Annotated in this window: 37 protein-coding genes; 3 read left to right on the forward strand and 34 right to left on the reverse strand. The window is 69.6% G+C overall.

Going from position 1 to position 25045, the window contains the following annotated elements:
- Positions 1–61: 61 nt before the first annotated feature.
- Entirely contained in the window at positions 62–1153 is a 1092-nt protein-coding gene (locus LG278_RS16250; protein ID WP_404388470.1) for a MerR family transcriptional regulator, read from the reverse strand.
- A gap of 198 nt (positions 1154–1351) precedes the next feature.
- Between LG278_RS16250 and LG278_RS16255 the strand changes: the two genes are divergently transcribed.
- Complete coding sequence (locus LG278_RS16255; protein ID WP_404388471.1) at positions 1352–1633, forward strand: WhiB family transcriptional regulator; 282 nt, start codon at positions 1352–1354, stop codon at positions 1631–1633.
- 37 nt (positions 1634–1670) lie between these two features.
- Here the strand turns inward: LG278_RS16255 and LG278_RS16260 are convergent, their stop codons facing one another.
- The 5 genes from LG278_RS16260 to truA all read right to left on the reverse strand — a co-directional run bounded on the left by LG278_RS16260 (position 1671) and on the right by truA (position 6826).
- A complete protein-coding gene (locus tag LG278_RS16260) occupies positions 1671–2201 on the reverse strand; it encodes a YbaK/EbsC family protein (RefSeq protein WP_404388473.1) in 531 nt (176 codons plus the stop codon).
- Between the two features lie 137 nt (positions 2202–2338).
- On the reverse strand, positions 2339–3406 hold the full coding sequence (locus tag LG278_RS16265; RefSeq protein WP_404388475.1) for an NAD(P)H-dependent flavin oxidoreductase: 1068 nt from the start codon (positions 3404–3406) through the stop codon (positions 2339–2341).
- Between the two features lie 31 nt (positions 3407–3437).
- Positions 3438–5120: an ABC-F family ATP-binding cassette domain-containing protein gene (locus LG278_RS16270; RefSeq protein ID WP_404393694.1), complete on the reverse strand. Its 1683-nt coding sequence runs from the start codon at positions 5118–5120 to the stop codon at positions 3438–3440.
- Between the two features lie 100 nt (positions 5121–5220).
- Positions 5221–5892, reverse strand: a complete 672-nt coding sequence (locus LG278_RS16275; protein WP_404388477.1) for a hypothetical protein — start codon at positions 5890–5892, stop codon at positions 5221–5223.
- Entirely contained in the window at positions 5885–6826 is a 942-nt protein-coding gene (truA, locus tag LG278_RS16280; RefSeq protein WP_404388479.1) for a tRNA pseudouridine(38-40) synthase TruA, read from the reverse strand. The genes LG278_RS16275 and truA overlap by 8 nt, the downstream gene beginning before the upstream one ends.
- 97 nt (positions 6827–6923) lie before the next feature.
- Here truA and LG278_RS16285 point away from each other — a divergent pair, with 97 nt between their 5' ends.
- Positions 6924–7493 (forward strand): hypothetical protein, encoded by a 570-nt coding sequence (locus LG278_RS16285; protein ID WP_404388481.1) that lies wholly within the window; start codon positions 6924–6926, stop codon positions 7491–7493.
- Positions 7494–7610: 117 nt separating this feature from the next.
- On the opposite strand, the gene rplQ is transcribed toward LG278_RS16285, so the two are convergent.
- The 8 genes from rplQ to LG278_RS16325 all read right to left on the reverse strand — a co-directional run bounded on the left by rplQ (position 7611) and on the right by LG278_RS16325 (position 12467).
- The gene (gene rplQ, locus LG278_RS16290) at positions 7611–8363 is read right to left on the reverse strand and encodes a 50S ribosomal protein L17 (protein WP_404388483.1); all 753 of its coding nucleotides are present in this window, start codon (positions 8361–8363) and stop codon (positions 7611–7613) included.
- Positions 8364–8441: 78 nt separating this feature from the next.
- Positions 8442–9470, reverse strand: coding sequence for a DNA-directed RNA polymerase subunit alpha (locus LG278_RS16295; protein WP_404388484.1), 1029 nt, complete (start codon positions 9468–9470; stop codon positions 8442–8444).
- Positions 9471–9715: 245 nt separating this feature from the next.
- Positions 9716–10324 carry a 30S ribosomal protein S4 gene (rpsD, locus tag LG278_RS16300; protein ID WP_404388486.1) on the reverse strand — a complete coding sequence of 203 codons (609 nt, stop codon included), beginning with the start codon at positions 10322–10324 and terminating at the stop codon, positions 9716–9718.
- A gap of 32 nt (positions 10325–10356) precedes the next feature.
- Positions 10357–10752, reverse strand: coding sequence for a 30S ribosomal protein S11 (gene rpsK, locus LG278_RS16305; RefSeq protein WP_142176984.1), 396 nt, complete (start codon positions 10750–10752; stop codon positions 10357–10359).
- A 71-nt stretch (positions 10753–10823) separates the two neighbouring features.
- Complete coding sequence (gene rpsM, locus LG278_RS16310; protein ID WP_141823451.1) at positions 10824–11198, reverse strand: 30S ribosomal protein S13; 375 nt, start codon at positions 11196–11198, stop codon at positions 10824–10826.
- Between the two features lie 222 nt (positions 11199–11420).
- Positions 11421–11534, reverse strand: coding sequence for a 50S ribosomal protein L36 (gene rpmJ / locus LG278_RS16315; RefSeq protein ID WP_006592630.1), 114 nt, complete (start codon positions 11532–11534; stop codon positions 11421–11423).
- 134 nt (positions 11535–11668) lie between these two features.
- Positions 11669–11890, reverse strand: a complete 222-nt coding sequence (infA, locus tag LG278_RS16320) for a translation initiation factor IF-1 (protein WP_013493543.1) — start codon at positions 11888–11890, stop codon at positions 11669–11671.
- Between the two features lie 232 nt (positions 11891–12122).
- On the reverse strand, positions 12123–12467 hold the full coding sequence (locus LG278_RS16325; protein ID WP_404388487.1) for an iron chaperone: 345 nt from the start codon (positions 12465–12467) through the stop codon (positions 12123–12125).
- Positions 12468–12540: 73 nt separating this feature from the next.
- On the opposite strand from LG278_RS16325, the gene LG278_RS16330 reads away from it, so the two are divergent.
- Positions 12541–13215, forward strand: a complete 675-nt coding sequence (locus LG278_RS16330) for a hypothetical protein (RefSeq protein WP_404388489.1) — start codon at positions 12541–12543, stop codon at positions 13213–13215.
- Between the two features lie 179 nt (positions 13216–13394).
- Here LG278_RS16330 and LG278_RS16335 read toward each other — a convergent pair whose 3' ends face one another.
- The 20 genes from LG278_RS16335 to rpsS all read right to left on the reverse strand — a co-directional run bounded on the left by LG278_RS16335 (position 13395) and on the right by rpsS (position 25040).
- Positions 13395–14828, reverse strand: coding sequence for a serine hydrolase domain-containing protein (locus LG278_RS16335; protein ID WP_404388490.1), 1434 nt, complete (start codon positions 14826–14828; stop codon positions 13395–13397).
- Positions 14829–14894: 66 nt separating this feature from the next.
- On the reverse strand, positions 14895–15740 hold the full coding sequence (gene map / locus LG278_RS16340) for a type I methionyl aminopeptidase (protein ID WP_404388492.1): 846 nt from the start codon (positions 15738–15740) through the stop codon (positions 14895–14897).
- Between the two features lie 11 nt (positions 15741–15751).
- Positions 15752–16327 (reverse strand): adenylate kinase, encoded by a 576-nt coding sequence (locus tag LG278_RS16345; RefSeq protein ID WP_404388494.1) that lies wholly within the window; start codon positions 16325–16327, stop codon positions 15752–15754.
- Complete coding sequence (secY, locus tag LG278_RS16350) at positions 16327–17652, reverse strand: preprotein translocase subunit SecY (RefSeq protein WP_404388496.1); 1326 nt, start codon at positions 17650–17652, stop codon at positions 16327–16329. The genes LG278_RS16345 and secY overlap by 1 nt, the downstream gene beginning before the upstream one ends.
- Positions 17653–17845: 193 nt before the next feature.
- The gene (gene rplO, locus LG278_RS16355; RefSeq protein WP_404388497.1) at positions 17846–18325 is read right to left on the reverse strand and encodes a 50S ribosomal protein L15; all 480 of its coding nucleotides are present in this window, start codon (positions 18323–18325) and stop codon (positions 17846–17848) included.
- A gap of 2 nt (positions 18326–18327) precedes the next feature.
- Positions 18328–18510 (reverse strand): 50S ribosomal protein L30, encoded by a 183-nt coding sequence (rpmD, locus tag LG278_RS16360; protein WP_020143226.1) that lies wholly within the window; start codon positions 18508–18510, stop codon positions 18328–18330.
- Positions 18510–19169, reverse strand: coding sequence for a 30S ribosomal protein S5 (gene rpsE / locus LG278_RS16365; RefSeq protein WP_404388499.1), 660 nt, complete (start codon positions 19167–19169; stop codon positions 18510–18512). The genes rpmD and rpsE overlap by 1 nt, the downstream gene beginning before the upstream one ends.
- Positions 19170–19212: 43 nt before the next feature.
- Positions 19213–19587, reverse strand: coding sequence for a 50S ribosomal protein L18 (gene rplR, locus LG278_RS16370; protein ID WP_404388501.1), 375 nt, complete (start codon positions 19585–19587; stop codon positions 19213–19215).
- Between the two features lie 3 nt (positions 19588–19590).
- On the reverse strand, positions 19591–20127 hold the full coding sequence (rplF, locus tag LG278_RS16375) for a 50S ribosomal protein L6 (protein WP_404388503.1): 537 nt from the start codon (positions 20125–20127) through the stop codon (positions 19591–19593).
- 12 nt (positions 20128–20139) lie between these two features.
- Positions 20140–20538 carry a 30S ribosomal protein S8 gene (gene rpsH / locus LG278_RS16380; protein ID WP_141823442.1) on the reverse strand — a complete coding sequence of 133 codons (399 nt, stop codon included), beginning with the start codon at positions 20536–20538 and terminating at the stop codon, positions 20140–20142.
- Positions 20539–20674: 136 nt separating this feature from the next.
- Positions 20675–20860, reverse strand: coding sequence for a type Z 30S ribosomal protein S14 (locus LG278_RS16385; RefSeq protein WP_404388504.1), 186 nt, complete (start codon positions 20858–20860; stop codon positions 20675–20677).
- A 1-nt stretch (position 20861) separates the two neighbouring features.
- Positions 20862–21425 (reverse strand): 50S ribosomal protein L5, encoded by a 564-nt coding sequence (gene rplE / locus LG278_RS16390; protein WP_404388506.1) that lies wholly within the window; start codon positions 21423–21425, stop codon positions 20862–20864.
- A gap of 13 nt (positions 21426–21438) precedes the next feature.
- Positions 21439–21819 (reverse strand): 50S ribosomal protein L24, encoded by a 381-nt coding sequence (gene rplX / locus LG278_RS16395; protein ID WP_404388507.1) that lies wholly within the window; start codon positions 21817–21819, stop codon positions 21439–21441.
- A 2-nt stretch (positions 21820–21821) separates the two neighbouring features.
- Positions 21822–22190 carry a 50S ribosomal protein L14 gene (rplN, locus tag LG278_RS16400; protein WP_070191528.1) on the reverse strand — a complete coding sequence of 123 codons (369 nt, stop codon included), beginning with the start codon at positions 22188–22190 and terminating at the stop codon, positions 21822–21824.
- Between the two features lie 227 nt (positions 22191–22417).
- Positions 22418–22723, reverse strand: coding sequence for a 30S ribosomal protein S17 (rpsQ, locus tag LG278_RS16405; protein WP_404388509.1), 306 nt, complete (start codon positions 22721–22723; stop codon positions 22418–22420).
- Entirely contained in the window at positions 22720–23109 is a 390-nt protein-coding gene (gene rpmC, locus LG278_RS16410) for a 50S ribosomal protein L29 (protein ID WP_404388511.1), read from the reverse strand. The genes rpsQ and rpmC overlap by 4 nt, the downstream gene beginning before the upstream one ends.
- A complete protein-coding gene (gene rplP, locus LG278_RS16415; RefSeq protein ID WP_404388513.1) occupies positions 23109–23528 on the reverse strand; it encodes a 50S ribosomal protein L16 in 420 nt (139 codons plus the stop codon). Before rplP ends, rpmC begins: the two co-directional genes overlap by 1 nt.
- A gap of 2 nt (positions 23529–23530) precedes the next feature.
- Positions 23531–24355 (reverse strand): 30S ribosomal protein S3, encoded by an 825-nt coding sequence (rpsC, locus tag LG278_RS16420; RefSeq protein WP_404388515.1) that lies wholly within the window; start codon positions 24353–24355, stop codon positions 23531–23533.
- Positions 24355–24723, reverse strand: a complete 369-nt coding sequence (rplV, locus tag LG278_RS16425; RefSeq protein WP_141823435.1) for a 50S ribosomal protein L22 — start codon at positions 24721–24723, stop codon at positions 24355–24357. Before rplV ends, rpsC begins: the two co-directional genes overlap by 1 nt.
- A gap of 35 nt (positions 24724–24758) precedes the next feature.
- Complete coding sequence (rpsS, locus tag LG278_RS16430) at positions 24759–25040, reverse strand: 30S ribosomal protein S19 (protein WP_141823434.1); 282 nt, start codon at positions 25038–25040, stop codon at positions 24759–24761.
- Positions 25041–25045 lie beyond the last annotated feature (5 nt).

Consider the following 25045-nt stretch of genomic DNA (forward strand, 5'->3'; position numbering starts at 1 on the left):
TTGCGGCCGGCACGCCTGCAGATCGCACGGCTGCCACACCCGGACGGAGGACCCCGCGGCCTCAGGCCTCGGCAGCAGGCACGATGTGAGACACGGCCGAGGCGAGGTCGCTGGCGTGCACGACCGTGGCGAAGCCACGCGTGCCGGTGACCTCGGGTGGCCAGCCGGGGCCGCCGATCACCACGACGAGAGGCCAGTCGAGTCCGTCGACGAGGTCCCAGAACGGCTCGGTCGGCAGCCGCCGCAACGAGGCCCAGATGAAGATGGCCGGTGGGCGGGCCCGGTCGAGAGCCTGCGCCAGGGCCCGCACGGGCACCCGGGGCCCGAGCAGCAGGCTCGCCACCCCGTGGCGGGCGAGCTCGGCCTCGACGGCGAGCAGCGGCAGGTGGTGCTGCTCGTCGTCGGCGCTGCCGAGGAGCACGGGCGTGCCGGAGACCCGGAAGCGGTTGGCGCGCACGACCCCGCGCAGCTCGCCCTGGAGGAGCTCGCTGGCCAGGTGCTCGGACTCGATGCCGAGCTTGCCCTCGCCCCAGCGCTCGCCGATCGCTCGGAGCGACGGGACGAAGACCCCCGACCAGGCGTCGGCGAAGTCGAGGCGCCGCAGCGTCTGTCGGTAGAGGTGGACGAGTCCGGTCGCATCGAGCTCGCGAGCGGCCGAGAGGATCGCGTCGACCGTACCCTCGTCGGTGGTGGCCTGGTCGCTCGGGATCACGGACCGGGCGGGGCCGAAGAGGCTGTCACCGTCGGAGGCGCGCTCACCCGTGGCGTCGATCCCGGCCGCGGCACCACCACCGGAGCCGAGTCGCCGGGCCACCTCCTCCGGAGCCATCGTGGTGACGTTCTCGGCGGCGGCCTGAGCGGGGATGCCGGCTGCCGTGAGGCGCACCATGAGCTGCACCCGCTGCAGGTCGACCGGGCCGTAGCGCCGGTGGTTGCCGCCGGTGCGGTGCGTCGGGCCGAGCCCGTAGCGCCGCTCCCACGAGCGCAGCGTCGAGGTCGAGACACCCAGACGCTCGGCCACCGCCCCGACGGGCCAGCTGAGCACCGGGACCGCTGCCGGCTGCGCGCGGCCGCGCTCGCCAACGTGCCCGTCGTCACTGCCGCCACGACCGTCCAGCCGACGGTCGTGCGCCCCGCTCACGTCGTCAGTCATCGCTCACCACCACTTCTGCAGGTGCCAGCCGGGATCTCGAGGGGCACGACTGTGCGGCCCGATTCCCTGCAGGCACCTCCCACAATAAACTTGTGCAGGCATCTTGTGCAACGCGTGACTTCTGCGTAAGTTCAGTGCACAAGATCACTGCACAAGTTCGGGCAGGGGTCACCCACATCGGTTCACATGGAGGAAGCCATGACCGTCACCCGTCTCCCCCGCCCCGTCTACAGCTCCTACGAGTGGCAGGAGCAGGGCCTCTGCCGCGGCAAGGACGTCGAGCAGTTCTTCATCGACGACCCCGAGATGGGCCAGGTGCAGCGCCGTGAGCAGACCGAGGCCGCCAAGGCGGTCTGCTCCGACTGCCCCGTCGCCCGGGCCTGCCTCGACCACGCGATGCGCGTGCCCGAGACATTCGGCATCTGGGGCGGCACGACCGCCTCGGAGCGCTCGCGCCTGCTGTGGGACGTCGCCGGCTGACCGATCGACCTTGCGCCGGGGGCCCAGCGTCCCCGGCTCAGCTGATCGCGAGCTCGAGCACCACGGCGCCCGGCAGCTCTGCCAGCGCAGAGCCGTGCACGAGCAGCTTGGCGCCCCGCAGGCCCGCCCCGATGACGACTGGCCCCGCCTCGACGACTCTGGCGTCGACGAGCACCGGCCAGCCATCGGGCAGCCCGACCGGTGTGATACCGCCCTGCTCCATCCCCGTGAGCTCCTGCGCACGCGCCTGGTCGGCAAACGAGATCTTGCGCACGCCAAGGTGGCGCCGCACGACCCGGTTGATGTCGGCCCGGTCCGTCGCGAGCACCATGACCGCCGCAAACGTCACCTCCTCGCCGCGCCGCCCCTCGACCACCACGCAGTTCGCCGATGCCTCCGGGGCCACGTCGTAGGCGTCGCAGAACGCCGCCGTGTCGGCGAGCGCGGCATCGATGGAGGTCGCCAGCGCTCCCGGAACCCGGCCCAGGGCCGCCGCCACGGGCGGGGCGAGCAGGTCGGGCCAGTCCGCGGCAGGCAGCCACGTGAGGTTTCCTTCGGCTGAGGGCATGGGGCACACCGTATGCCGCCATGGACCCCCGTGGGTCGTCGGGCCCGCCGCATCTCGCCGCGACACGACGCCTGACTCCCCCGGCACACACCGTGGCGCCCCCGTAGTCCCACCGTGTCGCGTCGACCGCGGGTGCCTCAGCGCGAGAGTCCCGCCACGACCGTGGCCGCGGGCACCGGACGGGCGGAGCGCCAGCCCGTGCCGGCCCAGAGCGCCACGAGGTCGGGTCGCTCGGCGAGCGCCGAGGCCCGCCGCAGCGGCACCGTGACGTGGTGAACCTCCGGGTAGGCCGCGGGCGCCTCCTCGTCGTGCCGGCGCACGAAGTCGGTCTCGAGGCAGCGCCCCAGCCGCCCGGAGAAGGCCCGGGTCACGGTCGTGCTGTCGTATGCCGCGCCGCCCAGGGCACGTCGGTAGGCCAGCCCGGTGCCCGCCTCGGGGGTGAGGAGCAGCGCCGTGCCGACCTGCACGGCGTCGGCGCCGGCTGCTCGCACGGCATCCGCCCGCTCCCGGGTCGCGATGCCACCCGCAGCCAGGATGGCGACGTCGTCAGGCCTGGCCTCCGCGGCGAGCCGGCGCACCTGTGCGACGAGCTCGACGAGGTCGGAGCCGTCCGGCACCGCGGTCGGGTCGAGCGTGCCCCGGTGACCGCCGGCCTCGGCCCCCTGGACGCACAGGCCGTCGACCCCCGCGTCGAGCGCCGCCCGCGCCTCGTCGAGGTCGGTGACGGTGACGACGCTCTCGATGCCGGCCCGGCGCAGCTCCCCGAGCACGGCCGCCGAGGGCAGCCCGAAGGTGAAGGAGACGGCAGCGACCCGCTCGCGCACGACGAGATCGAGCTTGCGCTCCCACTCGTCGGTGTCGCCGGGTCGCGGGTCCCCCGGCTGGGCGCCCACCGCGGCAGCCTCGTCGAGCAGGGACTGCCCGTAGGCCGTGACGGCGGCGGCGCGGTCGGCACCGGCGAGCCCACCAGGCCGCACGGCATACCGGTTGGCAATGTCGGGGACGAAGAGGTTGACCCCGAAGGGGCACGAGGAGAGGTCCCAGACCCCCGCGACCTGCGCCGCGAGCTGCTCCGTGGTGAGGTAGCCACCGGCGAGGAAGCCGAAGCCGCCTGCCTCGCCGACGGTCGCGACGAGGTCGGGCGTCGACGGGCCGCCGGCCATCGGGGCCGCCACGACGCCGGTGTCGATCGTGCGCAGGGTCATCCTGCGACGCTACTCCGACGGGCCTCTCGCGTCAGCGGGGGCGCACGACCCGCTTCTCGTCCCAGACCGGCTCCGTCGACTCGTAGACGCGGCCGTCGGAGCCGAAGACGAGGTAGCGGTCGAAGCCGCGGGCGAACCACCGGTCGTGCGTCACGGCCATCACCGTGCCCTCGAAGCGGGACAGCCCCTCCTCGAGCGCCTCGGCCGACTGGAGGTCGAGGTTGTCGGTCGGCTCGTCGAGCAGCAGCAGGGTCGCCCCCGACAGCTCGAGGAGCAGGATCTGGAAACGCGCCTGTTGCCCACCCGAGAGCGACTCGAAGGTCTGCTCGCCCGACCGCGCCAGCTCGTAGCGGTCGAGGGCCCGCGCGGCCTCCTCGCGCGGCTTGCCGACGCGGTGCTCGTCGCCGCGGTGCAGGATCTCGAGCAGCGTGCGCCCGAGGAGGGTCGGGTGCTCATGGGTCTGCGCGAACCACCCCGGCCGCACCCGCGAGCCGAGCCGCACGACGCCGGTGTGCTCGACCGGAGTGGGCTGCACGTCGCCGACGGGCTGGTGCTCGCGCTCGGGGTCGCTGCCGCCAGCTGCGAGCAGCCGCAGGAAGTGCGACTTGCCCGAGCCGTTGGAGCCGAGCACGGCGACGCGCTCGCCGTACCAGACCTCGAGGTCGAAGGGCTTCATGAGGCCGGTCAGCTCGAGGGCCGTCGCCACGATGGCCCGCTTGGCGGTGCGGCCCCCCGCCAAGCGCATCTTCACCTGCTGGAGCATCGGCGTCTCCTGCGGCGGGCCGGCCTGCTCGAACTTCGCCAGCCGGGTCTGGGCGGCCTGGTAGCGCGACGACATGCCGTCGTTGTACTTCGCCTTGACCTTGAGGGTCTGCACGAGCGTCTTGAGCTTGACGTGCTCCTCGTCCCAGCGCCGGCGCAGCTCCTCGAGCCGCGCGTTGCGGTCGTCGCGCGCCTGGGCGTAGGTCGAGAAGCGACCCGGGTGCACCCAGAGGGTCGCGCCCGCGGCACCGGGCTCGAGCGTCGCGATGCGGGTTGCCACCCGGTCGAGCAGCTCGCGGTCGTGGCTGATGAAGAGCACCGTCTTGGGGCTGGCGACGAGGGCCTCCTCGAGCCACCGCTTCGTCGGCACGTCGAGGTAGTTGTCGGGCTCGTCCAGCAGCAGCACCTCCTCGGGTCCGCGGAGCAGCGCCTCGAGCACGAGCCGTTTCTGCTCACCGCCCGACAGCGTCGTGACCTTGCGCCACTGCGCCTGCTCGTAGGGGATGCCGAGCGCGGCCATCGTGCACTGGTCCCAGACGGTCTCCTGCTCGTAGCCGCCGGCCTCGCCCCACTCGACGAGGGCGTGCGCATAGGCCATCTGGTCGGCCTCGGAGTCGCGCTCCATCATCAGCAGCTCGGTGCGGTCGACCTCCTGCGCCGCCTCGCGGATGCGAGTCGGCGCCACCGAGACGAGCAGGTCGCGCACGGTCGTGTCGTCACGCACCTTGCCGATGAACTGCCGCATCACCCCGAGACCGCCCGATCGCGTCACGGCGCCCTCGTGGGCGTCGACGTCGCCGGCGATGATGCGCGTCAGCGTGGTCTTGCCCGTGCCGTTGGGGCCGATGAGCGCGACCTTGGCGCCCTCGCCCACCCGGACGGAGACGTCATTGAGCAGCGGCCTGCCGTCCGGCAGGCTGAAGGAGACGGAGTTGACGTCGACGTGGCCCACGAGGGTCAAGACTGACGTATGCCGGGCGGCTGCGTCACGCCGTTAACGCTCGGCCGCGACGCGGTGGGATCCGTGACCCGAGGTCTCACGGCCCCGGCTCTCATGACCAGGTCCACGAGGCGAGGATCTCGTCGAGCTCGGTCATCGCGTGCTCGGCGTCCTGCTCCGACGCGCTCAGCGTGAGCAGGTAGACCTTGCCGCTGCGGGTCAGGCCGTACGAGCGGGCGACGACCTGGATGCCCTGCTGCTCGAAGGCGGTCTGGAAGCCGCGGGCGGCGACGCCCGCCACCTGCTTGTCGGGCGTCTCGGAGACCGTGCGCCCGGCGGCGCCCATCTGCTCGCGCCCCTTGGCGATCTCGGCCTCGAGGGAGGCGGCGTCGCCGACCGAAGTCAGCACGACGAGATTGTTGCTGAAGCCCGCGACCTTGCGCGACGAGAGGAGCACGAGATCGAGATCGGGCACGTCGCCCGCGCGGTCGGTGGCCTCGGCCCAGGCCTCCGGCGGCACGACGCCGAAGTCGCCCGAGCGCGCCGGCACGAGATCGGTGTCCGTCTCGGTCGCGGACGACGGGGCGGACGTGGCGCCGAGGGAGGCGGAGCTCGCGGAGCCTCCCGCGCTCGTCGTGGGCTCACCGGTGGAGCAGCCCCCCAGCACCAGCGCGACGGTGAGCACCGAGACCCCGGCCCACCGGGCCCGCCCGAGTGCCGACGCCAGCCCCGACCGGGGCCTCCGGCTCGGGTCCGGGCGACGGCGGGAGGAGCGGTCAGGCATGCGCCGAGTCAACCACAGACCCGGGCGCCCCCTGACCGGGGTCGCCGGCCCCGGCAGGCACCTCGGGCACCTCCGGCACCACGGGCTCGCGGCGCGACCGCGCGGTGCGGGCCCGGGTCGCGAGCTCGTCGTCGGGCGGATAGAGCACCTGCTCGAGACTGAGCCCGTGCGGCGGCATGACGTGGATCTCGGCCGCCCGCACCGCCTGCCGCTGGAGGGTCAGGGGCCAGTCGACGCCACGCCGCCCCTCCCCCACCGGCACGACGGCGCCGACGAGGGAGCGCACCATCGAGTGGCAGAAGGCGTCGGCCCGCACCGTGGCGGCGAGCACGCCGTCGTCGAGGCGGTGCCACGAGAACTCGAGCAGCGTGCGGGTCGTCGTCGCTCCCTCGCGGCGCTTGCAGAAGGCCGCGAAGTCGCGCAGGCCCAGGAGCCGCTGGGCTGCCTCGTCCATGGCGGCGAGGTCGAGCGGACGTCGCCACCACACGGTGTCGCGCCGGCGCAGCGGGTCACGTGGTCCGTCGACTCCGACGATGCGATAGAGGTAGCGCCGCTCGAGGGCGGCGAACCGCGCGTCGAACCCGGGTGCGGCCTCGGCCGCGCGACGCACAACGACGTCGACGGGGAGCACCCCCGCCAGGCGGGAGACGAGGGCCGTCCCGGGTGCCCGGTCCGAGCGCCCCGGCACGGCGGCCCAGGCCTCAGCGGGCACGTCGAGGTGCACGACCTGCCCGCGCGCGTGCACGCCGGCGTCCGTGCGACCGGCCACCGTGAGTCGCGCCGGCTCGGGAAGGCGCAGCACGGTGGCGAGCGCGGCTGACAGCGTGCCCTCGACGGTGCGCAGGCCCGGCTGCTCCGCCCATCCCGAGAAGTCGGTGCCGTCGTAGGCGAGGTCGAGCCGGACGCGCAGCATCGGCCGGCTCGTCTCGCTCATGGCGAGGAAGCCTAACGTCAACCTCACGGGAACCTCGCGCGTCTTCACGGTGGAGCGCCGGGCAACGGGGCGCGGCGCCCGCCCGAAGGGGGATCTCATGCACACCACCTTGCGCCGCCGCCTCCTGGCTGCGGCCGCCATCACCACGCTCGCCGTCTCGGGGGCTGCCGTCACGGGGGCCACCGCGTCCTCGGCGACCAGCACGGCCACCTCCGCCAGCGCCGCACCGTACTGCGGCATCACCTGGGGCTCACTGCCCAAAGCCACGAGCCCGGCCCTGTTGTGGTCGGGCCGGCTGGAGGGACACCGCTCCGGACAGCACTCCTGCTACGACCGCGTCGTCTTCGACATCGGCCGCGGGGCGGGCACGCTCGGCTACAGCGTGCGCTACGTCTCGACCGTCACGAGCCCGGGGAGCGGATTCCCGGTCGCCGTGTCGGGTGGGGCCCGCCTCCAGGTCACCATCAACGCGCCGTCGGTGCTCGCGGCCAGCACCACGAACTACCCGGGTTGGCGCACCTTCCGCCAGCTGCGGTCGGTCGGCAGCTTCGAGGGCTACACCGACTACGGCCTCGGGGTGCGGGCGCGGCTGCCCATGCGGGCCTTCGTGCTCACCGACACCGACGGCGGGCGTCGCCTCGTCGTCGACGTCGCCCACGCCTGGTGACCGACAGAGCACGTCGTCCCCACCAGGGAATCGAAAGAGCACTTCGTCCGCACACCAACGAAAGAGCAGTTCGTCCCCGAGGGACGAACTGCTCTTTCGATGGTGCGTGCGAACGACTCAGGAGCCGGAGCCGGCCTTCTTGAAGCCGGCCTTCTCGGCGTCGTCGGCCGACTTGAACCAGAACTCGGCGACCGTCTGGTCGTACCACTGGCCGTCGGGCTCGTGGTAGAGACCGGAGTCCGCGTTGCCCTTGACGGTGTAGCCCTCGGGGGCCGAGCCGTCCTCCTCGGCGGCCACAGCGCCGTCGGGCAGGTCGACCGCGGCAGCAGCCTCGGTGGCCTCGCCGTCGGTGGCCTCGACCTCGTCGGAGGCGTCGGTCAGGGTGAGCTCCTCACCCTTGTCGGCGTCCTCGGCGGCCTTGGTCTCGGCAGCGGCGGCCTTGGCCTCCTCCTGCTTGGCGGCACGACGGGTCGCGCCCTCGGCCTCCTTGACCGTCGCCTTCTTGGCCGACAGCGGCTCGCGGACGAGCTCGATGACGACCATGGGGGCGTTGTCACCCTTGCGGGCGCCGATCTTGGTGATGCGGGTGTAGCCACCCTCGCGAGCCGCCATGTCAGGGGCGATCTCGGCGAAGAGGCGGTGGACGACACCCTTGTCACGCACGACGGTCATGACCCGACGACGAGCGTGCAGGTCACCGCGCTTGGCGAAGGTGATGAGACGCTCGGCGAGCGGACGCAGGCGCTTGGCCTTGGCCTCGGTCGTCGTGATGCGGTCGTGCTCGAAGAGCGACGTCGCGAGGTTCGCGAGGATGAGCCGCTCGTGGGCGGGGCCGCCACCGACGCGGGGACCCTTGGTGGGGGTGGGCATTTCGTTTCTCCTAGAAGGTCTGACCTCGCCGCTGCCGCCGTCAGGCTGTGCAGTACGACTGGGTCAACAAGCGGTCGGTCAGAGCTGCTCGTCCTCGAGCGACGCCACGTCGTCGAGGTCGGTGTCGTCGTAGTCGTAGTTGTCGACGAGAGCCGACGGGTCGAACCCGGGCGGGCTGTCCTTGAGGGCCAGACCCATGCCGACGAGCTTGGCCTTGACCTCGTCGATCGACTTCGCACCGAAGTTGCGGATGTCGAGCAGGTCGGCCTCGCTGCGGCTCACGAGCTCACCCACGGTGTGGATGCCCTCGCGCTTCAGGCAGTTGTAGGAACGAACCGTGAGGTCCAGGTCCTCGATCGGCAGCGCCAGGTCGGCGGCGAGCGCCGCGTCGGTCGGCGACGGGCCCATGTCGATGCCCTCGGCCTCGACGTTGAGCTCACGCGCCAGGCCGAAGAGCTCGACGAGCGTCTTGCCGGCCGAGGCCATGGCGTCACGCGGCGTCATCGAGTTCTTGGTCTCGACATCGACGATGAGCTTGTCGAAGTCGGTGCGCTGCTCGACACGCGTCGCCTCGACCTTGTAGGTCACGGTGAGCACGGGCGAGTAGATCGAGTCGACCGGGATGCGGCCGATCTCCTGGTCGCCGGACTTGTTCTGCTGCGCCGAGACGTAGCCACGGCCACGCTCGACGGTCAGCTCCATCTCGAGCTTGCCCTTGTCGTTGAGCGTCGCGATGTGCAGGTCGGGGTTGTGCACCTCGACACCAGCCGGAGGCGTGATGTCGGCAGCGGTGACCGCGCCCGGACCGTTCTTGCGCAGGTACATGACGACCGGCTCGTCGTGCTCCGAGGAGACGACGAGGCCCTTGATGTTGAGGATCATCTCGGTGACGTCCTCCTTCACCCCCGGCACGGTCGAGAACTCGTGGAGCACGCCGTCGATGCGGATGGAGGTGACCGCCGCGCCCGGGATGCTCGAGAGCAGGGTGCGACGGAGGGAGTTGCCGAGCGTGTAGCCGAAGCCGGGCTCGAGGGGCTCGATGGTGAAGCGGCTGCGGTTCTCGACCACGACCTCTTCGGAGAGCACTGGACGCTGTGCGATGAGCACTGTTCATTTCCTTCCCACCTCGCGACCGCTATATGACGCGAAGTGATGCTGCCCGGTCGTGATCCGGGCGGGCCGGCTCGGCTCTGTCTGCGAGCGCGACCCCAGGCAAACCCCTCCCGTATGCCGCCGACCGAAGCCGGCGGCATACGCAGAGGTTCGTGTTCGCGAAGACCAACCCTCCTGGGCGGGCTCTTCGGGGGGACTCGGGGGCGCAGGCCGCCAGCGGCCGTGAGCCCCCGAGCGTGTTAGTTCTTGGAGTAGAGCTCGACGATGAGCTGCTCGGTGAGCTGGCTGTCGATCTGCGCACGCACCGGGAGCTGGTGGATGAGGATCTGCAGCGAGCCGTCGACGACCTGCATCCAGGCGGGGACGGGACGCTCGCCGAACGTCTGGCGAGCCAGCTCGAACGGGAAGGTCTCGACCGACTGCTTGCGGACCGTGATGATGTCGTACTGCTCGACGCGGTACGAGGGGACGTCGACGCGCACGCCGTTGACCTCGAAGTGACCGTGGGTCACGAGCTGACGAGCGTGACGACGCGTGCGGGCCAGGCCCGCGCGGTAGACGACGTTGTCGAGACGGGTCTCGAGGATCTGGAGCAGGTTCTCACCGGTCTTGCCGGGGCGGCGAGCCGCCTCCTTGTAGTACCGGACGAACTGCTTCTCCATGACGCCGTAGGTGAAGCGGGCGCGCTGCTTCTCCTGGAGCTGGGTGAGGTACTCCTTCTCCTGGATCCGGCGACGGCCGTGCTGGCCGGGCGGGAAGGGACGGAGCTCGAAGTTCTTGTCGCCGCCGACGAGGTCCATCTTGAGGCGGCGGGACTTCTTGGTGATCGGGCCGGTGTAACGAGCCATGACTTATCTACTCTTCCTGGTCTCTGGCCGGATCAGACGCGGCGGCGCTTGGGCGGGCGGACACCGTTGTGCGGCGTGGGCGTGACGTCGCTGATCGCGCCGACCTCCAGGCCGGTGGCGGTGAGCGAACGGATCGCCGTCTCGCGGCCCGAGCCCGGGCCCTTCACGAAGACGTCGACCTTGCGCATGCCGTGCTCCATGGCGCGACGGGCAGCAGCCTCGGCGGCCATCTGGGCAGCGAACGGGGTGGACTTGCGCGAACCCTTGAAGCCGACCTGGCCGGCAGAGGCCCACGCGATCACAGCACCCGAGGGGTCCGTGATCGAGATGATGGTGTTGTTGAACGTGCTCTTGATGTGAGCGTGCCCGTGGGCAACGTTCTTCTTCTCCTTGCGACGAACCTTCGTCACACGAGCCTTGGGAGGCATATTTCTCCTACGTCAGAACTGAATGTCGGTGAGGATCACTGATGAGGGCGCCGTGGCGATCTCGATCAGGATCACTTGGCCTTCTTCTTGCCGGCCACGGTGCGCTTCGGGCCCTTGCGGGTGCGAGCGTTGGTCTTCGTGCGCTGACCGCGCACGGGGAGACCACGACGGTGACGGAGACCTTCGTAGGAGCCGATCTCGACCTTGCGGCGGATGTCGGCCTGCACCTCACGGCGAAGGTCACCCTCGAGGCGGTAGTTGCCCTCGAGGAAGTCACGAAGCGCAACGAGCTCGGTCTCACCGAGATCCTTGACGCGGGTGTTGGGGTCGACGCCGGTCGCAACCAGCGCCTCCTTGGAACGGGTGCGACCGACACCGAAGATGTAGGTCAGTGCGACCTCGACGCGCTTGTCACGCGGAAGGTCGACTCCAACAAGACGAGCCATGTTGGTGGTTCTCCTGGATTCTGTTTCGCGGAGGTCTGGAGCAGTCACCGATCCGGGTTCGTGGGCCGCCGCTCAGAAGGGCGGTCCTCCGGTCCCCGGCCTCCGTGCCGGGGGTGACATCCTGCGCCGACGCGACGGTCGGTCATCAGGGGCCGGGTGCTGCTTTCATTCACTTGTGGCGTGCTGTCGAAGTTCTGTCGACGGCGAGGGTGGTGGGTCTGCTCAGCCCTGACGCTGCTTGTGGCGCAGGTTCTCGCAGATCACCATGACCCGACCGTTGCGGCGGATCACCTTGCACTTGTCGCAGATCTTCTTGACGCTCGGCTGAACCTTCATCTGCCTGCTGTCTTCAGATCACGCACCTGTCCACCGCGAGCCTTGGCCCGGACGAGCAGGAGCTGGGGTTGTGAGGAGGTGCTTCACACGCGTGCCGGTCCGCTCCGCTGGTGCGGGGCGAGCCGGCTTCGTGATCAGCGGTAGCGGAAGACGATCCGACCGCGGGTCAGGTCATAGGGCGAGAGCTCCACCACGACCCGGTCCTCAGGGAGGATCCGGATGTAGTGCTGGCGCATCTTGCCCGAGATGTGAGCGAGCACCTTGTGACCGTTGGAGAGCTCCACCCGGAACATCGCGTTCGGGAGAGCCTCGACGATCGTGCCCTCGATCTCGATGACACCGTCCTTCTTGGCCATATCCTCCGTCAATCTGTTGGTGGCCGACCCGGAGTGGACCGGCCTTGGGGCGTGCCGTGGTTGCCCGTGCAGAGCACAGGCGTGAGCAGGTGTCGAGGCACACGACACCCAACGCACAAGAATACGCCACGGGGACCGCTTCCCTGAAATCGGGCCAGCCGGACGTCCTACCCGGTGGAGGTGATCCCGGCACCCATGTGGGGCGCGGCATCACCTCGAACCGGCGGGGGGGTCAGCCCTCGATCTCGGCGCGCCGCAGGGCGACGACGCGCTCGACGACCCCGTCGGGCAGCGGCTGCTCGGCGGTGAAGCGGATCGTGCCCTTCGACAGGCTGTAGCCCTCGAGGTCGGGCGCGACCGCCTCGACGACGGCGGGGCTGAACGGGAAGAGCGAGAGGTGCTTGGCCGATGCCGTGACGCCCACGAGCGGCTTGCCCGCCAGCCGCAGCGCAGCCATCCCGTAGCTGCGCCCCTCCTGCGCCTCCGGCGCCGCCCGACGCGCCACGTCGACCACCTGCTGGAGCACCTCGCGCTGCGGCGAGGGCAAGGACTCGAGGTATGCCGTGAGCTCACCCATGCCTCGATGCTCCCACTGCGCGCTCCACCGTGAGCCCCGAACGCGGGGCCCCGCCGAGCGGCATACTGGCCGGATGAGCGACAACGGTCCCGAGCGCGACGACGCAGTGCCGGCCGAGGCGGAGAGCCCGGAGTCCTACCACGCGCGCATCGTGGCGGCGGCCGACGCAGAGGGGCGCCTCGCGGTCGCCGTCGAGGAGATGCCGGGGTGGGACATCTACCCCTACGAGATCGACAGCCTGCGGCTCAAGCCGCTGCAGCCGCTCGCCGACGCGGAGCCGGCCCGGCGCGGGGAGGCCGCAGCCGACTGCTGGTGCGCCGGCGGCTTCGGCCCCGACGACGGCACGCTCGTGTGGTCCAACGCGCGCTGGCGGCTCGGGCTCGCCGCCGAGACCGGACTGCCGGTGCAGCTCGTCCTCTCACCGCTCGAGCACCACGACCTCCCGAGCCTGCCCGCCGACCTGGCCGCCGAGATGGGCCAGCTCGTCGTGACGGTCGCCGACGCCGTTGAGCACGTGCCGAGCGTCGGCCGGGTGCACCTCGCGAAGTACGGCGACGGCGGAGCCCACCTGCACCTGCTCTTCTTCGGCCGGCCGGCGCGCGTGCTGCAGTTCCGCGGGTCGCCGCTGCTCGACTGGGAGGAGAACCTCCCCCGGGTGCCGTTGTCCGTGCTCCAGGCCAATGCCCGCGTCGTAGCCGAGCGCCTGCTCGTGCACCTCGGCGGCCAGGCGGGCACCCTCGGCCGCTAGCCGACGCCACCGGAGTGGACAACTGGGCACTCGACCGGATGTTCACGTCGAGTGGCCACTTTTCGACGCCACGTACCTGTCGAGTGGCCACTTTTCGACGCCACGCCCTGTCGAGTGGCCACTTTTCGACGCCACGCCCTGTCGACAAATGGGCACTCGACCGGATGTTCACGTCGAGGTCAGGCGGGCGACCAGCGGGTGGAGAGCCAGAGCGGGTCGGAGCCGGTCAGCGGCACCATCCGCCACGTGAGGTCGGCGTCACCGCCACGCAGCCGGGCCTCGACCCGGAAGCGGTGCGGCGTCTCGATCGCGATCACCTCGGCGCGGAAGACGTCCTCGTCGACCCAGCCGCCGCTGCTGACCACGGGCAGCGTGGCTCCACCACCGACGAGGGCCGACTCCGCCCACGCGCCGGAGGCAACGGGCAGGCGCAGCCACTCCCCCCGTCGGGCGAGGCCCAGCACGTGTGCGCTGCCGTCGCGGGTGACCGACACGGCGGTGTAGTCGTCGGAGAGGTCGGAGGCCGATGACCGGGTGAACTCGGCGTGGTCGGGCCCGAGAGCACCGCCTGCCATGGCCGGGATCTCGCGGCTCGACAGCACGGCGGTCAGCTCGGCATCGGCCTCCTCCGAGCCGGAGCGGCCGACCGCGGGCACCACGTGCTCCCACAGCGCGTCGAGCGTCGCCTGCATGTCGGGCTGCTCAGAGGTGATCGCGACGACGAGGTCCTGCTCGGGCAGCACGGCGAGGAACTGCCCGTAGGCGCCGTCGCCGCGGTAGCCGTGGCGCTGCATCCAGAAGGAGTAGCCGTAACCGCGCGCCCAGTCGGGCGGGGTCATCGGGTCCTCGTTGCGCGGCCCGAAGCCGACCGTCGCCTCGGCCACCCACGCGGGTGACAGCAGCTGGTGTCCCTCCCACCGGCCCCGGTCGAGGTAGAGCTGCGCGATCGAGGCGATGGCCTCGGTCGTCAGGTGCGACCCGCTGAAGCCGAGCTCACGACCGAGGGGGTCGCGGTGCCACGGGATGTCAGGGAGCCCGAGCGGGGCCAGCAGCCGTGGCTTCAACACCTCGGCCACCCCCTGACCCGTGACGCGGCCGACGATGACCGACAGCAGGTAGGTGGCGACCTGGTTGTAGGCGAACACCGTGCCCGGCGTCCGCGTCGGCTCGGTCGCGAAGACGCGCGGCACCCAGTCCTCCGGGTCGGGGTAGTCGGTGCCGCTGCTGCGGTCGAACACCCTCGTCCAGGCGTCGTCCTCGTGGCCGACGGTCATCGACAGGCAGTGCTTGATCCGCACGTCGTGCCAGCCGGCCGGCACCGCGGCCACGTCGATCTCGGGGAAGTGGTCGAGCACGCGGTCCTCAACCGACAGGCGACCCTCCTGCACGAGGAAGGCCACGGCCGTGGCGGTCACCGTCTTCGAGAGCGAGTAGGCGAGGTGGACCCGCTCGGCGGCATACGGGCGCCACCACCCCTGCGCGACGACGTGCCCGTGCCGGGCGACCATGAGGCTGTGCAGCCCGAGCCCACCGCTCTCGGCGGCGTCGACGAAGGCAAGGAGACCGGCGGCATCGAGGCCCTGGGCGCTGGGGGTGCTGCGAGGAAGCGTCACAGCGCGAGGCTACGCGTCGTCCCCTCGGCCCGGGGCGTTGCCTCCGGGCGAGCCGTGGCGTTGCGCTCAGGCCAGCGGGGCGTATGCCGCGCCGCGGGCTGCCAGCGCCGCCTCGCCACCGTCGATGGCCGTGAGGATCCACAGGCCCTCGTCACGGACCGCGACGGAGTGCTCCCAGTGAGCGGCGCGGGTGCCGTCGGCGGCGACGACGGTCCAGTCGTCGTCGAGCACGGTCGTGTCGGACGTCCCGAGGGTGACCATCGGCTCGATGGCGCCGGTGAAGCCGTCGACGAGCTTGGGGCCCACATCGCGCACGGCGTAGTTGGGGATCTGGGGGTCCATGTGCATCTGCGTGCCGATGCCGTGGCCGACGTAGTCCTCGATGACGCCGTAGACGCGGCCGTCGCGCTCGGCGGCCGCCTCGATGCTGCCCTCGACGGCCTCGCCCACCGCATAAAGACGGTCACCGACGCGCATCGCGGCGATGCCGGCATACAGGCTGGCCTCGGTGGCGGCGATGAGGGCGAGGTCCTCGGGGCGCCCGGCGTCCGGACCACCGACGACGGCGGTGAGGGCTGCGTCGCCGTTCCAGCCCGCGACCTCGGCCCCGCAGTCGATCGAGACGATGTCGCCCTCGCGCAGCACCCGGCTGCCGGGGATGCCGTGCACGACCTCCTCGTTGACGCTCGTGCAGAGGGTGTGGCTGTAGCCGGGGACGAGCTGGAAGTTGGGCACGCCGCCGTGGCTGCGGATGAACTCCTCGGCGAGGCGGTCGAGATCGAGCGTCGTGACACCCGGCGCCACCTCGGCGGCCAGCATCTCGAGGGTGCGACCGACGAGCAGCCCCGCCTCACGCATGAGGAGGAGCTGCTCGTCGGTGCGGCCCTGGAGCCGGTTGCGGCGTCCGAACACGGTGCGGGCGCTCAGCTGCTCGGGTGGGCCGGCAGGGCCTCGAGGAGCCGGTCGGTGACCTTGTCGAGCTCACCCATGCCGTCGACGCGCACGAGCAGGCCGACCTCGTCGTAGTGGTGGCTAAGGGGCGCGGTCTCGCGGTAGTAGATCGCCTGGCGCTCGCGGATGACGTCCTCGGTGTCGTCGGCGCGACCCTCGGTCTGCGCCCGCTTGAGCAGGCGCTCGACGATGGCGTCGTCGTCGACCTCGAGCTCGAGCACGGCGTCGAGCTGGTGGCCGTGACGCTCGAGCATCGCGTCGAGGGCGTCGACCTGGCCGGCGGTGCGGGGGTAGCCGTCGAGCAGGAAGCCCCCGGTCGCGTCGTCCCAGCCGAGCCGGTCCTCGACGATCTCGTTGGTGACCTCGTCGGGCACGTAGCCGCCCGAGGCGAGGATGTCCTTGACCTTGAGACCGAGCTCGGTCTCGTTCTTGATGTTGGACCGGAAGATGTCGCCGGTCGAGATGGCCGGGATGGACAGGCGCTCGGCGAGGCGCGCGGCCTGCGTGCCCTTACCGGCGCCGGGCGGGCCGAGGATGATCAGTCGCATTAACGGAGGAACCCTTCGTAGTGGCGCTGCTGCAGCTGCGCCTCGATCTGCTTGACCGTCTCGAGGCCCACGCCGACGACGATGAGGATCGAGGTGCCACCGAACGGGAAGTTCTGGTTGGCGCCGACGAGCACGAGGGCCACGAGCGGGATCAGCGAGACGATCGCGAGGTAGATGGCACCCGGCACGGTGATTCGGGTCAGGACGTAGTTGAGGTACTCGGCCGTGGGTCGCCCGGCGCGGATACCCGGGATGAAGCCGCCGTACTTCTTCATGTTGTCGGCGACCTCGGTCGGGTTGAACGTGATCGAGACGTAGAAGAACGTGAAGAAGAGGATGAGCGCGACGTAGACGAGCATGTAGATCGGCTTGTCACCCTGGACGAGGTTCTCCTGGGTCCACTGCACCCAGCCCGGGTTGTTGCCGTCGGCGCGCGTGTTGAACTGCGCGATGAGGCCCGGGAGGGCGAGCAGCGAGCTGGCGAAGATGACCGGGATGACGCCGGCCATGTTGACCTTGAGCGGGATGTAGGTCGAGGTGCCGCCGTACATCCGGCGACCGACCATCCGCTTGGCGTACTGCACGGGGATGCGGCGCTGCGACTGCTCGACGAAGACGACCGCGGCGATGACGAACATGCCCATGAGGATGATGCCGAGGAAGGTGCCCCAGCCCTTGTTCTCCTTGATCGCCCAGAGCGAGGCCGGGAAGCCGGCGGCGATCGAGGTGAAGATCATGAGGGACATGCCGTTGCCGACGCCCTTGTCGGTGATGAGCTCGCCGAACCACATGATGAGGCCGGTGCCGGCCGTCATCGTGAGGACCATGATGAGGATGGTCGCCATGGAGTCGTCGGGCATGATCGTCGGGCAGTTGCCGCCGAAGAGGCTCGAGGGGTTGCGCGCGAAGGTCACGAGCGTGGCCGACTGCAGGACCGCGAGACCGATCGTCAGGTAGCGGGTGTACTGCGTCAGCTTCGACTGCCCGGACTGGCCCTCCTGCTTGAGGGCCTCGAAGCGCGGGATGACCACGGTCAGCAGCTGGATGATGATGCTCGCCGTGATGTACGGCATGATCCCGAGCGCGAACACCGACAGCTGCAGCAGCGCGCCGCCGCTGAAGAGGTTGGCGAGGTTGAGGAACCCGCTCTGGTCGCTGCCGCCGGCAGCCTGCCCCGCCGCGAGACAGTCCTGCACCAGCGGATAGCTGATGCCCGGGGTCGGCACGTGGGAACCGAGCCGGAAGAGCGCGATGATGCCGAGCGTGAAGAGCAGCTTCTTGCGCAGGTCCGGGGTGCGGAACGCGCGGACGAAGGCGGCGAGCACTGGGTCCTCCTGGGGCCGCACGGGTGGCGCGGCGTTGGTCAAGCAATCCGTGGAAGGGTAACTCAAAGACGCAGCGCCCCGAGCATCCCGGTCCGGTGGTCGACATCACGTCGGCCTTCGGAGCGGGCGCCCGGGGCGCTGCTCACACGAGGTGTGGGGTGGTCACGAGGACCGGTTCAGGCAGCGACCCGGGTCAGGCGTCGAGCGCCGTGACCGTGCCGCCGGCGGCCTCGATCTTCTCCTTGGCGGAGGCGGAGAACTTGTGGACCGCCACCTCGACCTTCACGGAGATCTCGCCGGTGCCGAGCACCTTGACCGGGAAGCCGTCGCGGACGGCCCCCTTGGCGACGAGGTCAGCCACCGAGACCTGCCCACCCTCGGGGAAGAGGATCTGCAGGCGATCGAGGTTGACGACCTGGTACTCGGTGCGGAACGGGTTCTTGAACCCGCGCAGCTTCGGCAGGCGCATGTGGAGCGGCATGGAGCCGCCCTCGAAGCGCTCGGGAACCTGGTAGCGGGCCTTCGTGCCCTTGGTGCCACGACCGGCGGTCTTGCCCTTGGAGCCCTCGCCACGACCCACGCGGGTCTTGGCGGTCTTGGCTCCGGGGGCCGGACGCAGGTGGTGGACCTTGAGGGCGGACTCGCCCTGGGCGTTGGGCTTCTTGTCAGCCATGGTCAGTCAACCTCCTCGACGGAGACGAGGTGCGTCACCGTCTTGACCATCCCGCGGATCTCGGGACGGTCCTCCTTGACGACGACGTCGCCAATGCGCTTCAGACCGAGGCTGCGCAGCGTGTCACGCTGGTTCTGCTTGCCGCCGATCTCGGATCGGGTCTGGGTCACCTTGAGACGAGCCATCACGCACCTGCCTTCTCGGCGGCCTTGGCCTCGGCGAGGCCAGCGGCACGAGCCCGGAGCATGGCGGCCGGAGCCACCTCCTCGAGGGTCTTGCCGCGACGTGCGGCGACCGACTCGGGGCGCTCGAGGTCACGCAGGGCCTGGGCCGTCGCGTGCACGATGTTGATGGCGTTGTCGGAGCCCAGCGACTTGCTGAGCACGTCGTGGATGCCGGCGCACTCGAGCACCGCACGCACCGGACCGCCGGCGATGACACCGGTACCGGGAGCGGCGGGACGGAGCATGACGACGCCGGCAGCAGCCTCACCCTGGACGGGGTGGGGGATGGTGCCCTGGATGCGCGGGACCTTGAAGAAGTTCTTCTTGGCCTCCTCGACGCCCTTGGCGATGGCCGCGGGAACTTCCTTGGCCTTGCCGTAGCCGACACCGACGGTGCCGTCACCGTCACCGACGACGACGAGGGCGGTGAAGCTGAAGCGACGACCACCCTTGACGACCTTGGCGACGCGGTTGATGGTCACGACGCGCTCGACGTACTGGCTCTTCTCGGCGTCACGGTTGTCGCGGCCACCGCGGTTGTCACGACGGTCGCCACGCTCGGTGCGCTCGCCGCCACCGGCGGGGCCACCCACGCCGCCTCGACGCTGCTGTCCGGGCATCAGATGTTCCTCATCTCAACAATTGCGTTCACGAAGTGCTTGGTCACAGGGACAGCCCACCTTCACGGGCGCCCTCGGCGATGGCCGCGACCCGGCCGTGGTACTTGTTGCCACCACGGTCGAACACGACGGACTCGACACCGGCGTCCTTGGCCCGAGCGGCGACGAGCTCGCCGACGCGCTTGGCCTTGGCCGTCTTGTCACCGTCGAACGCGCGCAGGTCGGCCTCCATCGTCGAGGCGGACGCGACGGTCTTGCCGACCGTGTCGTCGACGACCTGGACGAAGAGGTGACGGCTCGAGCGGGACACGACGAGGCGGGGACGGACCGCGGTGCCGGCGATCTTCTTGCGACCGCGCACCTGGCGACGGATGCGTGCGGCGGCCTTGCTCTTGCCGCGCTTGATGATCATTGCCATGGCTTACTTACCGGCCTTTCCGACCTTGCGACGGATCTGCTCGCCCGCGTAGCGAACACCCTTGCCCTTGTACGGGTCGGGCTTGCGCAGCTTGCGGATGTTGGCCGCGACCTCGCCGACCAGCTGCTTGTCGATGCCCTGCACCGAGAAGCGGGTCGGGTTCTCGACGGCGAAGTTGATGCCGTCGGGAGCCTCGATGGTGATCGGGTGCGAGTACCCGAGCGAGAACTCGAGGTTGCTGCCCTTGGCGGCGACACGGTAGCCCGTGCCGTGGATCTCCATCTTCTTCTCGTAGCCCTCGGTGACACCGAGGACCATGTTGTTGATGAGGGAGCGCGTCAGGCCGTGACGGGCGCGGGAGTCGCGCTCGTCGTCGGGACGCTTGACCTCGAGGTTGCCCTCGGCGACCTCGACGGTGATGGGGTTGGGGATGGTGAGCGAGAGCTCACCCTTGGGGCCCTTGACGCTGACGTCCTGGCCCTCGACCTTGATGTCAACACCCGACGGGATGGAGACCGGAAGTCGTCCGATTCGCGACATGTCAGTCTCTCCTTACCAGACGTAGGCGAGGACTTCCCCACCCACGCCCTTCTCGTGTGCCTGGCGGTCGGTCAGCAGACCGTTCGACGTCGACAGGATCGCGACGCCGAGGCCACCGAGAACCCGGGGAAGGTTCGTCGACTTGGCGTAGACGCGCAGACCCGGCTTGCTGACGCGGCGGACTCCGGCGATGGAGCGCTCGCGGTTCGGGCCGTACTTGAGGTCGATGGTCAGGGTCTGGCCGACCTCGGCCTCCTCGATCTTCCACGAGGCGATGTAGCCCTCGGCCTGGAGGATCTCGGCGATGTTCTTCTTGAGCTTGGAGTACGGCATGGAGACGACGTCGTGGTGCGCCGAGTTGGCGTTCCGGACGCGGGTCAGCATGTCCGCAATCGGGTCAGTCATGGTCATGTGGGCTCTCCGCCCTTCCTCACCGGGGTTTCGACCTTCGGCAGCGGTTCAAAGGCTGCCAATCGGCGTATGCCGTGGGGCCGACCTACGGTGTCAGAGGTTTGCTTGGTCTGGGGTTGGTGTCCGGCGGTGCCGGTCACCACGAGCTCTTGGTCACGCCCGGGAGCTGGCCGGCGTGGGCCATCTCGCGCAGGCAGATGCGGCACAGGCCGAACTTGCGGTACACCGAGTGCGGACGCCCGCACTTCTGGCAGCGGGTGTAGCCACGGACCTTGAACTTCGGCTTCCGGTTCGCCTTGTTGACCAGTGCGGTCTTGGCCATGTCAGTTCTCCTTGAAGGGGAAGCCGAGCTGCTTGAGCAGCGCGCGACCCTCGTCATCGTTGGTCGCCGTGGTGACCACGGTGATGTCCATCCCACGGACCCGGTCGATGCGGTCCTGGTCGATCTCGTGGAACATCGACTGCTCCGTGAGACCGAAGGTGTAGTTGCCGTTGCCGTCGAACTGCTTCGGCGACAGGCCGCGGAAGTCACGGATACGCGGGAGCGCGATCGTCACGAGACGGTCGAGGAACTCCCACATGCGGTCGCCGCGCAGCGTCGTGTGCGCGCCGATCGGCATACCCTCGCGGAGCTTGAACTGCGCGATGGACTTGCGGGCCTTGGTCACGACCGGCTTCTGGCCGGTGATGGCGGTGAGGTCACGGACGGCACCCTCGATGAGCTTGCTGTCCTTGGCCGCGTCGCCGACACCCATGTTGACGACGACCTTGACGACGCCGGGCACCTGCATGACGTTGGCGTAGCCGAACTGCTCGAGCAGCGCGCTCTTGATCTCGTCCTGGTAGCGCTGCTGAAGGCGCGGCTTCGTGGAAGCGGACTCAGTCACGGTGTTTGTCATTTCAGAGGTCCTTGTCCGACGTCACGGCGACACGGACGCGAGCCGCCTTCGTGCGGCCGCCCCGCTCCACCGTCTCGACGCGGGTCTTGATCCGCGTCGGCTTCTTCGTCTCGGGGTCCACGATCGCCACGTTGCTCACGTGGATCGCAGCCTCGGTGTGCATGAGGCCACCGGTGCGCGTGCCGCGAGCGGTCGCGCCGGCCTTGACGTGCTTGGTGACGCGGTTGATGCCCTCGACCAGCACACGCTGGGTCTCGGGGTAGACCGCGATGACCTTGCCCTGCTTGCCCCGGTCGCCGCCGTTCTTCTGGCTGCGGCCGGAGATGACCTGGACGAGGTCACCCTTCTTGATCTTCATCTTGCTGATGGTGGTCTTCGCCATGTTCACAGCACCTCCGGCGCGAGCGAGATGATCTTCATGAACTTCTTCTCGCGCAGCTCGCGGCCGACCGGCCCGAAGATGCGGGTGCCACGGGGGTCACCATCGGTCTTGAGGATCACGGCGGCGTTCTCGTCGAACTTGATGTAGGACCCGTCGGCGCGGCGGCGCTCCTTGACGGTGCGAACGATGACGGCCTTGACGACATCACCCTTCTTGACGTTGCCGCCCGGGATGGCGTCCTTGACGGTGGCGACGATCGTGTCGCCGATGCCGGCGTACCGACGGCCCGAACCGCCGAGAACACGGATGCAAAGGATCTCCTTGGCACCGGTGTTGTCGGCGACGCGCAGTCGCGACTCCTGCTGAATCACTGTCTAACTCCTGTCGTCGTGCTGGTTCTCCCGGCAAGAGAATTCGCGCCCTGCGCGATTTCTCTTGCCGGAAGCCTTGCCGAACTCAATGGAAACTGTGTCTGTGGTGGAACCACACGGCATACCTCGGGGTATGCCGCCTGGCCCACGTCCCCAACCACGCGGGTGGTCGGGGGGTACTCGGGGGGCGCAGGCCCGCGAGGGCCGTGAGCTCCCCGAGCGGTGGGTTACTTGGCCTTCTCGAGGATCTCGACGACGCGCCAGCGCTTCGTCGCGGAGAGCGGACGCGTCTCCATGATCATCACGCGGTCGCCGACGCCGGCGGTGTTCTGCTCGTCGTGCGCCTTGACCTTGCTCGTGCGGCGGATGACCTTGCCGTAGAGGGCGTGCTTGACGCGGTCCTCGACCTCGACGACGACGGTCTTGTCCATCTTGTCGCTCACCACGTAGCCCTGGCGGGTCTTGCGGTAGTTGCGGTCGGTCGTGCCCGTCTTGGTCTCGGCGGCCGTCGTGGCCTTGTCCTGCTCGCTCACGCGTCAGCCTCCTTGTCGGCCTTGTCAGCCTTCTCGGCCTTGTCGGCCTTCTTGGCCTTCTTCTCGGCCTTGTCAGCCTTGTCGTCATCGGCCTTGTCGGCCTTCTTGGCCTTCTTGTCGGCCTTGGTGTCCGCGGCGGGCTCCACGACGGGCTCGGCCACGGGGGCCGAACCGATGCCGAGCTCGCGCTCACGCATCTCGGTGTAGATCCGCGCGATGTCGCGCTTGACGGCACGCAGACGACCGTGGTTGTCCAGCTGGCCGGTGGCCGACTGGAAACGGAGGTTGAACAGCTCCTCCTTGGCCTTCTTCAGCTCGTCGGCCAGCTTGGTGTCGTCCAGACCACGCAGCTGGTTGGGAGCCAGGTCCTTGGTTCCGACTGCCATCAGATGTCACCACCCTCACGCTGGATGAAGCGGCACTTCATCGGGAGCTTGTGCATCGCGAGACGCATGGCCTCGCGGGCCACCGGCTCGGACACGCCCGAGAGCTCGAACATGACACGGCCCGGCTTGACGTTGGCGATCCACCACTCCGGCGAACCCTTACCGGAACCCATGCGGGTCTCGGCGGGCTTCTTGGTGAGCGGACGGTCCGGGTAGATGTTGATCCAGACCTTTCCGCCACGCTTGATGTAGCGGGTCATCGCGATACGAGCGGACTCGATCTGACGGTTCGTCACGTAGGCAGGCTCGAGAGCCTGGATGCCGTACTCACCGAAGGCGATGGCGGTGCCACCCTTGGCCGCGCCGTGGCGGTTGGGGTGGTGCTGCTTGCGGTGCTTGACTCGGCGGGGAATCAACATGGTCAGGCCTGCTCATTCTCGGTGCTGGCGGCGGCCGGGGCCTCTGCAGCAGCGGTGTCGGTCACGGCCGGCGCACCGGCGTTCTCGTTGCGGTCACCACGACGGGCGCGGTTGGGACGGTCACCGCCGTCACGACGCGGGCCACGCGACGGGCGCGGGGCCGCGGCCTGCTGGGCAGCGAGCTCCTTGGCCGTCATGTCGCCCTTGTAGATCCACACCTTGACGCCGATGCGACCGAACGTCGTACGAGCCTCGTAGAAGCCGTAGTCGATCTGCGCACGGAGCGTGTGCAGCGGCACGCGACCCTCGCGGTAGAACTCGGTGCGGCTCATCTCGGCGCCGTTGAGACGGCCCGAGACCTGCACGCGGATGCCCTTGGCGCCGGCGCGCTGGGCGGACTGCATGCCCTTGCGCATCGCGCGACGGAAGGAGACGCGGGCCGAGAGCTGCTCGGCGATGCCCTGGGCGACCAGCTGGCTGTCGATCTCGGGGTTCTTGACCTCGAGGATGTTGAGCTGGACCTGCTTGCCCGTGAGCTTCTCGAGCTCGCCGCGGATGCGGTCGGCCTCGGCGCCGCGGCGACCGATGACGATGCCCGGACGCGCGGTGTGGATGTCGACGCGGACGCGGTCACGGGTGCGCTCGATCTCGACCTTGGCGATGCCGGCGCGCTCCATGCCCTTCTCCATCAGGCGACGGATCGAGACATCTTCCTTGACGTAGTCGCGGTAGCGCTGACCCTGCTTGGTGGAGTCGGCGAACCAGCGGCTCTTGTGGTCGGTGGTGATGCCCAGACGGAAGCCATGGGGGTTGACCTTCTGACCCATCAGCGGGCTCCCTTCTTCTTCTCGATCTGGGACACGACCACGGTGATGTGGCTCGTGCGCTTGTTGATGCGACCGGCGCGGCCCTGGGCACGCGGACGGAAACGCTTCATCGTCGGACCTTCGTCGACGAAGGCGGCGCTGACGACGAGCTCACGCTCGTCGAACGCGACGGACTCGCGGTCGGCCTTGACCCGGCAGTTGGCGATGGCGCTCTCGAGCACCTTCTTGACGGGGTCGGACGCCGACTGCGGCGCGAACGTCAGCGTCGTGATGGCGTCGGTGGCGCCCTTGCCGCGGATGAGGTCCACGACACGACGCGCCTTCTGGGGGCTGACCCGGACGTGCCGGGCCGAGGCCTTGGCTTCCATGGCTGCTTCCTTGGATTCTTCGGTTCGAGTGGCCATCAGCGACGACGACCCTTCTTGTCGTCCTTCACGTGACCCTTGAACGTGCGGGTCGGCGCGAACTCGCCGAGCTTGTGGCCGACCATCGACTCGGTGACGAACACCGGGACGTGCTTGCGGCCGTCGTGGACGGCAAAGGTGTGACCGAGCATGTCGGGGCTGATGACCGAGCGACGCGACCAGGTCTTGATGACGGTCTTGGTTCCCGCTTCGTTCTGGGCGTCCACCTTCTTCTGAAGGTGGTCGTCGATGAAGGGGCCCTTCTTCAGGCTACGAGGCATTCCAA

It is taken from the genome of Humibacillus xanthopallidus (genome assembly GCF_044793955.1).
Lineage (GTDB): Bacteria > Actinomycetota > Actinomycetes > Actinomycetales > Dermatophilaceae > Humibacillus > Humibacillus xanthopallidus_C.